This is a genomic window from Actinoplanes sp. NPDC026623, assembly GCF_040638275.1.
Classification (GTDB): domain Bacteria; phylum Actinomycetota; class Actinomycetes; order Mycobacteriales; family Micromonosporaceae; genus Actinoplanes.
The window spans coordinates 1-12,654 of sequence record NZ_JBEZXZ010000075.1; the positions used below are offsets into that span (position 1 = coordinate 1).

The window sequence follows — 12,654 nt, forward strand, 5'->3', positions numbered from 1 at the left end:
CTCAAAGGAATTGACGGGGGCCCGCACAAGCGGCGGAGCATGCGGATTAATTCGATGCAACGCGAAGAACCTTACCTGGGTTTGACATCGCCGGATCCTGGGCCCGCCGCGACACCCCGAACGTCGGCACCCGAGAAACCGCCGCCTTCGTCGACTACTGGACTAGCCAGCCCGGCGAGAGGGGCGAGAAGGACGACTGGGAGTCGGCCTGGCGCATCTGGATGCGCCGCGAGCAGAAGACCATCGAGCGCTCCCCCGGCTTTCGCGGCACGCCGGTGCAGACCGCCGTCGACGCCACCCCGGCGCCTCGAGCCGCCGCCGTCGAGACGTGCGCGGAGCATCGCATGGCCAAGACCTACTGCGGTTGCGGCGTGTACCGCTCCGACCGGTTCCTCGCCCCGTGGGACCTGAAACCCGCACCGACGAAGGGTGTCCGGCTGGGGACGGAGCCGGACGGCGAACGGTGGGACCGATGAACGCCGCCAACCGCCACGGGCGCAAGCCTGCACCGACAGCGCCGCCGACCACCCTGCGCGACAGCGCCACGACCCCATCGAGAAGAAGCCCTCAACGGACGGAGGTCATCACCGTGACGGACTCGACGTGCATCTGCTGCGCGGTCTACCGCCCCGACGCCACCCCGCACACCCCGACCGACGGCCCCGTGTGCGCCGTGTGCCGGAGGCGGCTGCACCGCGATGTGGCCGCCATCGGCCGGCTCCACCACGACCTCACCACGCCCGAACCCGTCGAGGGCGACCAGCGGCTCATCGAGGTGGTGGGCGACGACGGCACCCCGACCGGTGAACGCCGGTGGGCCGACCCTGCCGCCGCGCTGCTGCCCGTCGGCGCCATCTCCGCCCGCTCCGGACAACCCATCGTCACCGGCACCCGCGACCCCGTCACCCCGGTCGACCTCGACACCGTCGACCTCACCGCCCCGGCGAACCACACCACCGTGCAAGACCCGCACCACGACCAGATCGGGCACATCTCCGCCGCGACGATCCTCGACAGCTGGTGCCACGCCCTGCATGTCGCCGTCTTCCCGCTCGACCGGCGCCCGGACGCCACCGTGGCGGCCCTCGTCAGCTGGCTCACCGGCGGGTGGGCGGAGAGCCGCTTGGACACCGCGTGCAGCCAGTACCCCGCCGTCGCCGACCTCGCCGGCGAAATCCGCAGGCTCTGCGGCGCGATGCGCGGCGCCGCCGGCGAGATCGAACCAAAACCGCAAGTCCTGTGGGGCGTGCCCTGCCGCCGCTGCAACCTCGCCTCCGGCCTGGTCCGCGACGAGGAGTACATCGAGTGCGGCAACTGCCAACTGCTCCTCACCGACGCCGAATATCGCGCGTGGCTCACCAAGGCTGCGAAGCGTTTCGCGTAGCAGCCTGCAAGCACGAGTGGCCACTGATCGCGCCACTGTCCGATCGAGTAGCTGGTGCGGAGCGTTGTAGGGGTCTGCCGGGCGTTGCTGCACGCCGATGAGCGGTCGTTGGCCGAGGGCCGCCGCGACCACCAGCAGATGCAGCCTCCATCTGCTGGTGGTCGCTGCTGACCGAGCCAGCGCGGCAGGCCGCGCCAACCAGCGATGACGCGTCCTGGGTGGTGGCTGCTGGAGACTCGGGAACGGGAAGGCGCGCGAGCGCTGGGCGAGCGTTCGGTGCCGGTCAGTCGCGGCGCGACACTAGGTCGCGGGGCAGGGCCGTGAGGCGGATTCGACAAGCTCAGAGGCTCTCCGGTCGGGGTGTGCGATCCTGAGGCACACAGGTCGGTTGCGCGCGGGGAGTCGGCGCCAGGCCGACAGGGGCCGACTTTTGCGGCCTCCGCCCGGACGGGTGTTACCGCTGGGAGCAACGGTTCGCGAGGGGTTTCCGGGACTCCTGACCGTCACCGAGTCGCGCGTCGAATCCGGGGGCAGGACCGGGTGCGCTGCAGGCGGAGATGGCCAGCGTTCGGCAGCTGGTCCAGGGGGCTGCGATGAGGAAAGGGCATTGGCGGCGCAACCGTGGCTCATTCACACACGGGTGGCGGCACGTCGGGGTCCTGACGATCGCAGTGCTGCTGGTCATCGCCTGGGGCATCGCGGACCTCGCGACGCCACCGCAGTTGATGCTGTTCGGGATCGTCGTTGTCGGGCCGGTTCTGGCGGCGGCGTCGGCGCTCCCCCGGGCGGTGGCTGCCGTCGGGGCGTTCGCCCTGCTGGTGGCGTGGGCCACGTCTTCGTGGCAGGGGTTGTCCGGGACCACCGACCAGGTGTTGCGACTCTGGGTGATCGCCGGGATGACCGTGCTCAGCATGGCCGTCGCGCGCCATCAGCAGGTTCTGGAGCGCCGCGGCTACGGGGCAGCCGAGAACCAGTCGACGCTCGCCGCCCTCGTGGCCTCGTCGCAGGACGCGATCATCACCAGCGACCTGAACGGCACGATCACCACCTGGAACGACAGCGCGACACGCCTCTACGGCTGGACGGCGCAGGAGACGATCGGACGCAGTATGACCATGCTGCTCACGGCGCAGAAGGTGGGGATGCTGCCGGGCGGCTTGGCCCGGTTCGCCGAGGGCCAGGGCATCGCCCTGATGGAGACCCAACGGATCCGCAAGGACGGCACCATCGTCGACATCTCGACGAGCGTCTCACCGGTGCGCGACGAGAACGGCACCGTGGTGGGCGTCGCCGGGATCGAACGCGACATCACCGCCCGCAAACGCGCCGACGAGCAGCGCCGGCAGGTCCTCGAACGCTCCGCCCGCGCGGAACGCCTCGAGAGCCTCGGCCAACTCTCTGGGGGTATCGCCCACGACTTCAACAACCTGCTCGCGATCACCCTCAACTACCTCGATTTCGCCCTCGAGCAGAGCACAGACCCGGACGTTAGCAACGACCTCATTCGCGCCCGCGCCAGCTCCGAACGCGCCCGCGATCTGACCCGGCAGCTGCTGCTCTTCGCCCGCCAAGAACCTGCCAACGCTGAACTCATCGACCTCAACACCGTAATCGACGAGACCCGCACCCTGCTCCAGCGCAGCATCGGCGCCCACATCGAACTGGTCGCCCACCTGGCCGAGAAGCCCGTCACCATCCGGGCCGACCGCAGCCGAGTCGAACAGATCCTGCTCAACCTCGTGATCAACTCCCGCGACGCGATGCCCGACGGCGGCGTCATCACCATGGAGGCCCACGCGGTCGACGTTCCACCCGACCCGACCCGGCAACCTCCGCTGCCGGCCGGCCGTTACGTCCGGCTCCGGGTCTCCGACACCGGCACCGGCATACCCCCGGAGGTCGCCGAACACATCTTCGAACCCTTCTTCACCACCAAGGCCCCCCAGCACGGCACCGGACTCGGGCTGGCCACCGTGTACGGGATCGTCACCGACGCCGGCGGCGCCATCACCCTCACCTCCGAGGCAGGGGTCGGCACCACCTTCCAGATCCTGCTGCCCCTGGCCACCCGCTCCGGCGAGCCGGTGCGGGCCGGCACCCCCGCGCAGGCGCCCCGTGGCGACGGCCGGCACCTCCTGCTGGTCGAGGACGACAGCGAGGTACGCCAGGTCGCCGCCCGGATCCTCGAACGCCACGGCTACCGGGTCACCACCGCCGGGCACGGCCGCGACGCCCTCGACCAACTCTACGAACGGCCGTTCGACCTGCTGCTCACCGACGTCATCATGCCCGGGATGTCCGGCCCGCAGCTCGTCGACGAGGTCCGCCGGCAATACCCGGCAATGCCGGTGCTGCTGATCTCCGGCTACACCGAGGACATCGCCAACGTGCACCGCCTGCGCACCACCGGCATCCCGATGATCCACAAACCCTTCACCGCCCAGGAACTGCTCCACGCCGTCCAAGCGGCCAGCGACGCCAAAACCACACCCGCCCACCCCTGAGTACGGCCTGGGGTGCGAGCTGACACCCGCAACGATGACACCCGGATCCGCCGACACCATGCCCAAGAATGACCTTCCGCGCTCCCCGTCGGCGATGTCAGACTCGCCTGCCGGACGGTATGCGAGATCGCAGGCCCCTCTTGGGCCGATCAGGAACCTGCGATCTCAAGGACAGGGACGCCCGCCCCGCCCCAGAATATGGGCATACCGGACCCATCGGGCGCGAAAACTTGATCTCTGGTGTTGGCGGCCAGGTCGGCGGCGACGGGCCGACGGCGGCGTTGTTCTCCCGACTCGACGCGCTAAAGCTCAAAACTGTGTGGCCCTGGATGGCTGGCCGGTAACAGGCAGTCATCGTGCCCGTCCTCTTCCACACGATCGCAGAGCTCCAGGCGAACGAATTCGCGATGCCGCACGTCCCAGCGGAGCCACCACCAGTGATCGCCCTGCTGAACGGCTACGACGAACGCGACGTGGCTGCCCTCGTGCCCGGCGGTCAGCTCGCAGAGAGCGTCGCGGGCCACCGCGCCCAACGGATCCTGCAACTCACGCAGAGTCGCGTACTCGGAGACGGAGATTAAGGTTCGTCGCCCGCACTGCGACATCGCTCGATCACCTCAGCGCCCCGAAGCACGACAACCATGTCCAACAAATTAGCCGGGCGACACCACATCACGCATCGGATGCTCAGACCATGGTCAAGACCTGACCCAGCGTCCGGGGTGCTCAACCTGGCAAACGGCACATCGCAATTCAAGGAGTCTTCGTCGATCCACACCCATCCAGGTCCAGGTGGCTTAGCGCCTCGGGTACCGGCTCGATCGAACCGAAGCCGTAAGTCCTGCGGGGCGTGCCCTATCGCCGCTGCAATCTCGTCTCCCACCTCGTCCGCGACGAGGAGGACACGAGTAGGGCGACTGTCAACTGTGGGTCACGACGCCCAGTACCGCACGTAGATCACCACCCAGGCCGCAAAGCGGTTCGAGGCGCAGACCGCAGTCACGAATCAGTAGGTGGCTAGCCCTGACGGTGCAGCAGCACGCGGCTGACGGCCGCGATCGTAGGAAGGTGTTCGAGGGTCACCAACTCGACGGCGTCGGTCGCACGAACGCACATCGCGTACCCGTAACCGGGCCCGATGACCGCTGCGGCGAACTCGTCCAATACGGGACGGTCGAGCAGGATGACCGATCGTGCCCGCCCGGCCAGTTCCTGCAGCGCGCTGGTGATGCCACCCAGTCCGGTGTCGGGGCAGGACGCCACGACGACCGAGGCGTCGTCGGCGGCGACGGTGTCACGCAGCCGGGCCAGCGCCGCCGCGACGGCATCGGCCGTACCAGCGATGGCCGGCCGGTGCTTCACAGCGACCTCGAACGGGGTACCCATCGGTTGGTGGAAGCCCGGCCGCGGCATCCGCAGGGCACTCGCCGCTGCTGGGTCGTAGCGGTGGCCCTGGTCGATCGGTCCGGGGCAACCGAACAGCCAGCCCTGCCCCCAGCGCGCCCCAAGCACACGGGCAACGTGCAGGTCCGCCTCGGTCTCGATGCCCTCAGCAATCACCACGGCGCCGGTGCGCTGCGCCTCCCCGCGCACCACGGCACAAACGGCCCCGGTGTGGGCGGTGTGCGAGTTGCGGATGAGACTCATATCGAGCTTAATGGCCTCGGGTTCGAGGATCGGCAGAAAGGCCAGCGACATCGGATCGACGCCGACATCGTCGAGGGCTAGGCCGTTGCCCCACTGCTGGGCCTGCCCAGCGACCCGCATCATGCTGCCGGGCACGGTCGGCAGCGCGCGTCGGTGTATTCGAGGATCTCGCGGAAGAGCAGCCCGCTCTCGATCAGCTCGACCAGCCGAGGCGAGGGCGGCTGGTCCATGACGGCAGGCTCGGCGTTGACGAACAACAGCGGTGGCGGTTCGGATGCCGCGACGGCGCATTCCAGAGCCCGTTCAGAGCAGAGCATGTCTAGCTCGCCAAGCCGTCCTGCGGCGCCGGCCGCGGCGAACAACTGGTCCGGGAACTCCAGGGCTGTGCCAGCCGGGCCGCGCGCGAGCGCTTCCAACCCCATGACCGCCCGGGTCGACAGGTCGACAATCGGCTGGAACAGCGGTTTCACGAGTCGCCCGGCCAAGACCGCGCCGATCGTGGTGTCGGTGACCGGTGGTCCAGACGCCGGTACGTGGACGGTGTGCATCAGCCGACCTCCTGGCCCGACAGGGTCCTCTCTGCCCCATCGGCGGGTTGAGCCGCCAACTTAACCTGTAGCGCGATGTCAGCGGCGAGGTCATCGAAAGGGGCATCGCGCCGCAAACCGGGCTTCGGTCGCGTCCTCGACCAGTGAGCCTTTTCATCCTGTGTAGGTCGGGTTCTCGACGTGGTGTAGGACGAGGATGGCCTGCACGATTGCGGTGGCGCGGCGTGGGCAGCAGCGCAGCTTGGTCAGGATCTTCCAGGTTTTGAGGGTGGCGTTGGCGCGTTCGCCGATGGCGCGGATCCGGGTGTGGCCGCGGTTGACTTTCTTCTGCCAGGCGGACAGTTTCGGCCGGTAGCGGTGCCGTTTGAACGGGGTTCGGATGCTGCCGCGGGCGCCCTGGTAGGCCTTGTCGGCGAAGGTCATCACCTTTGCGCTGTTCAGGGCGTCGATGATGCCGTGGGTGCGGGCGGCGGTCAGGTCATGGGCGGAGCCGGGCAGGGCGGGTGAGGCCCAGATGAGCCGGCCTGCGGGGTCGGCGATGACCTGCACGTTGACGCCGTGTCGGCGGTGTTTACCGGAGTAGTAGGGCTTCTGGTCGGCGACCCGGTCGATCGGATCAGGGTGCCGTCAAAGGTCATTTCCGATGCCCCGATAATTCGTGCCAGAAAGCGGCCTGATCGACCTGAAACCGGGGCAACTAGCGAGGTGCTAGACCCGATCGGTCCTCTCGCGGGTCCCTATCGGGTCATACCCCCGCTCCCCCGGCGAGAGTCAGGCAACGAGACGCCGTGATCCATAACGTGAGAGACCAGCATCAGCTCGCGCTTGCGCCGACGCGTAAGCCAGCAACGACCTCACCACGTCGAGATTCAGCGAGTACGGATCTTCTCGGAGGAAGTCACCAACGGCCTCGACTGCGCTCCTGTTGTCAGTGACGATTAGCTCCCTGCCATGCTGGTTACGATCAATCACTTGGATTGGCGGTGCGGCCGCGTCTTGGCTCCGCCTCGCAGCTTCACCTAATTCTGGATCGGGCATTACTGAAGCGATAGCTAGTCCGCAAGCGATGCCCTTCGTCTTGTTCCGGAGTGCGTTCAGGCTCTCGACGATCTCCGCAAGCTCCACGCGCCCGGCCTCATAGGGCTTCCGGTTCCGTCTAAGGTCTTTGGTGAGTGTGGCCTCACGTATATAGGTGCCACTCGGCCAGAAGATGCAATAGATCGCGAGGACGCGCGTACCGCAGATCACGACATAATCGGGCTCGCGCAAATGGATCGACTTCTCCTCTATGGCCTGTGAGCTTTCTGGTTCCTCCTTCATCTGCACGAAGCGCGCCCCGGGAATATGCGAGATTGCATCAAATATCGGAAGCTCGCTTGGGCTCCCCAGCCACCTCTCGGATTTCAAGCGGGCGGTCAGTGGTGAATTCGCGATATGCTCGCTTATCCTTTGGTGTTCAGGCTTATTCTCTTCCTGCGCATGGAGGCCAGCTAGCCTCGCGTTTTCGCTTCGGTGCACGCCGCGACTAATTGCGCCATGCACAAATAGGGAAAACGCAAGAATGTTGCCGAATGCAAGACCCCACCGGTCGTTGGCGACGCACAAGGTCGCAAGAATCGCATTAGAAATTACTTGAAGGACAATCAACACTATGCCGAAGGTCTTCGGCCTGCTGCCCGGTAGGGCTCCAGCTTCTAAAGCGAGTGCAAATAGTCCAACCAGGGGCAATAATGTGTATGGGACCGAAAACCACTGCCCCCAAGCCGTCAGGATAGCCACGATCGCCCACAAGGCAATTGAGGCGGCACCTCCAGTCCCACTGGCATATGGCGAAGGTAACGGTGGGACAGAACTGACAACCGCTAGATCATGCCCTTTGTCGATGTCGGCGAACCAACTCCCATGATTGGCGTCAGTGCCATTGTCGGCGAGGGTCGCACCGCGCATCCCCTCGCTTGGTGGACGATACCCACGATGAGCTCGATTCCGAGTGAGTGCAAGGCCACCAACTTCTTCAGTCATACATTGCTCGGGCTTGGGGAGTTGAGCAGCGACCAGCCGATCCCGCAATACCGGGTACATCTCCTTCAACGTTACGAACTCGCCCTTATCGGGTAGGCCATCTTCGAGAATGCTGATCAGCTCACTGGTAAATGCGGTATATTGCTCCCCCTCACGAGCAATGGCCTTTTTGTTGGAGCCAGTAGCGGTAAGCGTATATGTCCCGGTGATCTGCGCCTGACTGGAAATTATTTCTTCGCTACTGGACATGAATTGTTTTATGGCTTTGCCACTGTGGCAGCAATCAAGGATTACGATCCGCCTTGGTGCGCGACACGGGTGCATAACTTGCCGTATGAAGTCGTAATTGAGAGCAGTGAAGGGTAGCTCATCTTGATCGCGTGCGTTCCTAAGAATCAAATATAGGTTACCTTCTCGGTCCAGCTCTCCGTGCCCAGAAAAATAGATTATGAAGGTGTCGGTTGCCCTTACTGCCTGCCGCTTTATCTCCTTCAGCACTGCCATTGGGCTAGTGCGATTCAGGAGCTTCGAGCACCGATCGGGTTGAAGATATCCGGTCTCCGGATCAGTCAGCACACGCGCAAGATCCGAGACGTTGTTTTCAACGGCGGGTAGGTTTAGATACGGCGAGCTTTTGGCGTAGGTGGCGACGCCAATGATGACGGCTGCCGATTTTTCGGGATCAGGTAGATTCATGCGGGCCGCCTTGCGCCTTACTGATCCAGCTCGCGTGCACCGTCAATGACGCTTTTCAGGGTCGTTTCTATATCAACGTTTCCTTGACCACTAAATTCGACCGATGCGCCATTCTTAGTTATCGCCTTTATCACGGTTTGCTTGTTATGGCGCTGGGTCATCCACGTGCAGATCGACCCGATCAACACGGAGGCGATTCCACCAGAACCAAGCGCGACAGTGACAATGTTTGCGAGGTTCCCCATCTCGCCGGGTTTCGGACTTTAGCGGGTCAATGTGACAAGTCCCCGCAGCTCGTCTTCCGCGCACAACCAGTCATACAAGGAAGAGGCGTAACTCGAATCTTCGTCCAAGACCACAAGCAGCAGATTCACACCGACTCCGATGAGGGCGAGGGGCATACGCTTAGTGACTTTACTTTCAGTGTCGCCTTGGTGACAGGTCTGAATGTGTTCAGTTTCTGACTCATCCTGCCTGCGAGCGCAGCGGTCCAGGCAGGTCGGAAGCGCCCCTGATCAACGCCTGCAAGCTGGCGCAGCATGGCGAAGCTCTTGGCGATCTGCTCGATGCTCGGCTTGTCGATGAGTGTTGACCGGACCGGAAGGCGGCCCGACGCGGCGGAACGCGTGCACCCGGTCGCCGCGGCCGGTGGGCAGCAGCCCCTCGCGGACCAGCGCGCCGCGCAGCCGCCGACCCACGATCTCGGTCGCCTCCGGCAGGGCGGCGGTGAAGCCGTCGAGCAGGTCGGGGGCGTGCACGGCGAGGGCGGCGCCCGCGTGGCCGGCGGCGATGGCCAGCCGGTGCGAGAGGCCATCACGATGATGACGCGCCGAGGTGCGACGGGTTGCCATTCGGATCCCCTCCAGGTCGACCACCACCGGTGACCGCGGAGGCAACACAGTTTCGGCGGCTCGGAGCACGCGAAGGTCCGCGAACGGCCAACGCGCTATTGCGGCGAAATCACCCAGTCGGGATGACTACGCCGCTGTGGGACTCGGTCAAGCGGGGCGCCCATCGTAGGGACGAACGGCCGAGTCGGCGGGACGCAGACACCGGTCGACGCCCTCCAGGCGCAACCGCCGCAGCGGCAAACCAGTGCCGCAGGGCCGAACATGCTGCCGATGGTCAATCGAACGGGACGGGCCGGTGGATCCGCCAGCTTCCGTGGTCGCGGTGGAAGGCGTAGATCTGTTCCAACGCGTCCAGTGCGGAGGGCTCGTCGGGGTACGGCGTGCGGATCTGTTCCTGCGGCTCGGCGCAGACGTCGACGATGAGCTGCCAGCCGGGCGGTTGGATCACTTCCTCCAGGCGGACCAGCAGCAGCGGCCGGGTGTCCCGCGTTTCCGGGTGCAGCCAGCCGGCTTCACGTAGCTGAGGTGTCCCGACTCGCCGTCCCATCGAACAAGTGTACGACTGAGGTTGACTGCCCGGTTGACGGCAGACTGAAATGGGCGCCCTCGCACCACCCGAAGGTGGGTGCGACGGCGCCCAGGGATTCGATAGACGAGAACGCCCTGCAGTTTGCTGGCGTGGCTGCGACAGGGTTACCAGCGGTAGTCGGCGCCTGTGTGGTCAAGGTTGAGAAGCATTCCGGTGTGGGTGTAGTAGTTCATCGCGCTGAACAGTACGAACGCGATGCCGCTGATCGTGAAGCACCAGTAGAGCGCGAGCCATGCGCCCCGACTGCGCCCGTGGGCGGCGGCTGGGACGAGCAGGCAGCCGAGGGCGGCGGGCCCGTACAGGACGGCGGCGAAGAAGGTGTTCTCGACGATCGGCCACTGGTGCAGCAGACCGGTGATCGGCTCTTCCGCAGGTGCGGAGGAGATGACGTCGAAGCGCACGATCGCGGCGGTGCACCACGCAAGGATCAGCCCGACGCAGAACACGACCCAGCTGATCGGCGCCAGCAGTGTGGGCAGGCGCTGTTCGTCGACGGGCTTCTTGGTGTGGGCGAGGTGCCATGCGGCGGCGAGCAGTAGGACGCCGAGGATCAGCGAGGGTTCGCCGAAGATCGTGTCGATGTAGGTCTTCGCTGGTGCGAGCGGGTGGGTGACGGTCATGACGAAGCCGAGGCCGGTCAGCACAGTGCCGAGGACGCCGAACGCCGCGGCCCAGCCGCGGGGCTCGCCGGGTGTGCGGATGAGCTGCAGCGGGAGGCGTTCGCCGCGGACGGCGGCGAGGTAGCGAGGGACCAGCAGCAGTGCTGCGCCCGCGCAGACCCCCATGAGCGTATTGAACATGATCATTGGATGTCGTTCTCCATCGGGCTGGTTATCTGGTCCGGGGCTGGGGTGGGCCGGTGCGTAGCTCGGCACCTTGGGTGGTGCCGGGCTACGCGCCGAATGACGGTGGTGGTGGGGCTGCGGGCCTCAGCCGGTGACCGCCCGCGTGACCGGAGTGGCCGGTACGGGCGCGGTGACCTGCGTGCGTTCGAACATGCCGACGGCGACGGCGATGAAGCTGAGCAGGACGGCCTGCTGGTCGGCGGGCATGTCGAGGCCGAAGCCGACGCCGAGCGCCAGGACGGCCTGCGCGAAACCGAGGACCGCGGCCTGGATGCCGTCGTGGACCAGGAACGCCACGAGCAGACCGGCGGTGGCCGCCGCGCCGGCGTTGACGAGGGTCTGCTGGTCGTCGCTGAGGTGTAGCCAGAACGCGGAGGCCAACTTGACGCCGGCCGCGATCAGGGCGAGCCACAGCGCGACCTCCCGGCCGAAGATCCGGACGGTGCCCGCGGTCAGCGAGTTCTTGCTCTTCAGGGGGTGCACGTTGGGATTCCCTTTCGGATAGGTGGTGCGTCGGTGAGGTGGCGCGCCCGCCATGCGGCTCGACCGGGCGGCGCTGCGGGTGATGGGGTGCGGTCGGCGGGCATGCAGCAACCGCCGACGTCGTGGCGCCGGATGTACGTGGGAATGGGTCGATCTGGCAGCCCGTGCGGCACACAGGCGACGGGGCCGAATCCCTGGTCGGCGGCGTGTGGCGGTGCATCGCGGACGGCTCGGTCGTCGGCGCGTGTCAGCCGGGCGGTGGTCCTGGGTCGAGGGGACGGTTGCCGGTCTGCTCTCCGGTGTCGGGGTTGATGCCGTGCCGGATCAGGTGGGCCTCGTAGCGGGCGGTGCGGCGCAGGGCGTCCGCGAGTTCGCGGCGCAGCGCGTCGACGGCGGTCAGGGCGTCGTCGAGGTCTTTGTCGACGCGGGCATCGAAGCGGGCTTGGCGACTGTCGGCGGTCTCGCCGCGTTTGGAGCGCAGCGCGAACCAGCCGGAGGACAGCCCGACGGCGAGGGTGACGGCCTGGGTGACCCAGAGCAGCTCGACCGGTGGTGTCGCACCGCTCGCCGTGGTGATGGCGGTGGTGGAGGTGAAGAGCCAGGTCAGCGCGGACGCGGTCGGTGCGGTGGCGGGCATTCAGTCACCTCCGCATTGCCGCCGGGGCGGCGCGCGAGGTCCAGCACGCCGCCGCGGCGAGCAGCGCGGAGAACACGATGGGCCCGGGATCGAGGGTGTGCCCGTATGCGGTGCAGGCGAAGATCATGGCGGTGGTGCAGCTGGCGTGCCAGGCGACCAGCACGGTCAGGCACAGCCGTAGCGGCCGGGTCCGCCCGGTCCGGACCGCATGGACGGCGGCGGCGTGCCCGGCGAGCGCGACGGCGAGGAGCAGCGCGCCGGTGATGCCGGCGCCGTTCGGCCGCCAGGTGCCACCGGCGGTGGCGGTGGCGATGCCGGCGACGGCGTCCACCGAGGCGACGGCGAGGACCACGGCGGCGGTGAATCGCCATAGGGATGTGGGCGGCGTTGCCGGACGGGCGGTCAGGGACGACATGGTGTGGCACGTCCTTGATGAGGTGAAGGGCGG

Annotated in this window: 13 protein-coding genes and 2 pseudogenes; 3 read left to right on the forward strand and 12 right to left on the reverse strand. The window is 66.5% G+C overall.

Translation table 11 applies throughout. The annotated features are described in order from the left end of the window. The first annotated feature begins 221 nt into the window (after window positions 1-221). From AB0F10_RS22355 to AB0F10_RS22365, 3 genes are all read left to right on the forward strand, one after another. Entirely contained in the window at window positions 222-476 is a 255-nt protein-coding gene (locus tag AB0F10_RS22355; protein WP_360628082.1) for a hypothetical protein, read from the forward strand. A gap of 113 nt (window positions 477-589) precedes the next feature. Beyond that, window positions 590-1,384 (forward strand): hypothetical protein, encoded by a 795-nt coding sequence (locus AB0F10_RS22360; protein ID WP_360628085.1) that lies wholly within the window; start codon window positions 590-592, stop codon window positions 1,382-1,384. Between the two features lie 671 nt (window positions 1,385-2,055). Then, window positions 2,056-3,888 carry a PAS domain S-box protein gene (locus AB0F10_RS22365; protein WP_360628088.1) on the forward strand — a complete coding sequence of 611 codons (1,833 nt, stop codon included), beginning with the start codon at window positions 2,056-2,058 and terminating at the stop codon, window positions 3,886-3,888. A 302-nt stretch (window positions 3,889-4,190) separates the two neighbouring features. Here AB0F10_RS22365 and AB0F10_RS22370 read toward each other — a convergent pair whose 3' ends face one another. The 12 genes and pseudogenes from AB0F10_RS22370 to AB0F10_RS22425 form a co-directional block, all read right to left on the reverse strand. Beyond that, the gene (locus AB0F10_RS22370) at window positions 4,191-4,433 is read right to left on the reverse strand and encodes a hypothetical protein (RefSeq protein WP_360628091.1); all 243 of its coding nucleotides are present in this window, start codon (window positions 4,431-4,433) and stop codon (window positions 4,191-4,193) included. Between the two features lie 472 nt (window positions 4,434-4,905). Beyond that, on the reverse strand, window positions 4,906-5,670 hold the full coding sequence (locus AB0F10_RS22375; protein WP_360628094.1) for an EAL domain-containing protein: 765 nt from the start codon (window positions 5,668-5,670) through the stop codon (window positions 4,906-4,908). Continuing rightward, window positions 5,655-6,083, reverse strand: a complete 429-nt coding sequence (locus AB0F10_RS22380) for an EAL domain-containing protein (protein WP_360628097.1) — start codon at window positions 6,081-6,083, stop codon at window positions 5,655-5,657. Before AB0F10_RS22380 ends, AB0F10_RS22375 begins: the two co-directional genes overlap by 16 nt. A 153-nt stretch (window positions 6,084-6,236) precedes the next feature. Then, window positions 6,237-6,712 (reverse strand): annotated as a pseudogene (locus AB0F10_RS22385) (transposase family protein); the annotation flags it as partial. Window positions 6,713-6,854: 142 nt separating this feature from the next. Continuing rightward, a complete protein-coding gene (locus AB0F10_RS22390; protein WP_360628100.1) occupies window positions 6,855-8,801 on the reverse strand; it encodes a caspase family protein in 1,947 nt (648 codons plus the stop codon). A 17-nt stretch (window positions 8,802-8,818) separates the two neighbouring features. Further along, window positions 8,819-9,049: pseudogene (locus AB0F10_RS22395) on the reverse strand (hypothetical protein); the annotation flags it as partial. A gap of 267 nt (window positions 9,050-9,316) precedes the next feature. Beyond that, the gene (locus AB0F10_RS22400; RefSeq protein WP_360628103.1) at window positions 9,317-9,676 is read right to left on the reverse strand and encodes a hypothetical protein; all 360 of its coding nucleotides are present in this window, start codon (window positions 9,674-9,676) and stop codon (window positions 9,317-9,319) included. A 250-nt stretch (window positions 9,677-9,926) separates the two neighbouring features. Next, window positions 9,927-10,199 carry a hypothetical protein gene (locus tag AB0F10_RS22405; RefSeq protein WP_360628106.1) on the reverse strand — a complete coding sequence of 91 codons (273 nt, stop codon included), beginning with the start codon at window positions 10,197-10,199 and terminating at the stop codon, window positions 9,927-9,929. Window positions 10,200-10,345: 146 nt separating this feature from the next. Next, window positions 10,346-11,047 (reverse strand): DUF981 family protein, encoded by a 702-nt coding sequence (locus AB0F10_RS22410; RefSeq protein ID WP_360628109.1) that lies wholly within the window; start codon window positions 11,045-11,047, stop codon window positions 10,346-10,348. A 123-nt stretch (window positions 11,048-11,170) separates the two neighbouring features. After that, window positions 11,171-11,569, reverse strand: coding sequence for a hypothetical protein (locus AB0F10_RS22415; protein ID WP_360628112.1), 399 nt, complete (start codon window positions 11,567-11,569; stop codon window positions 11,171-11,173). 247 nt (window positions 11,570-11,816) lie between these two features. Continuing rightward, on the reverse strand, window positions 11,817-12,206 hold the full coding sequence (locus AB0F10_RS22420; protein WP_360628115.1) for a hypothetical protein: 390 nt from the start codon (window positions 12,204-12,206) through the stop codon (window positions 11,817-11,819). A gap of 4 nt (window positions 12,207-12,210) precedes the next feature. Further along, window positions 12,211-12,621, reverse strand: coding sequence for a hypothetical protein (locus AB0F10_RS22425; protein ID WP_360628118.1), 411 nt, complete (start codon window positions 12,619-12,621; stop codon window positions 12,211-12,213). Between the last annotated feature and the right edge of the window lie 33 nt (window positions 12,622-12,654).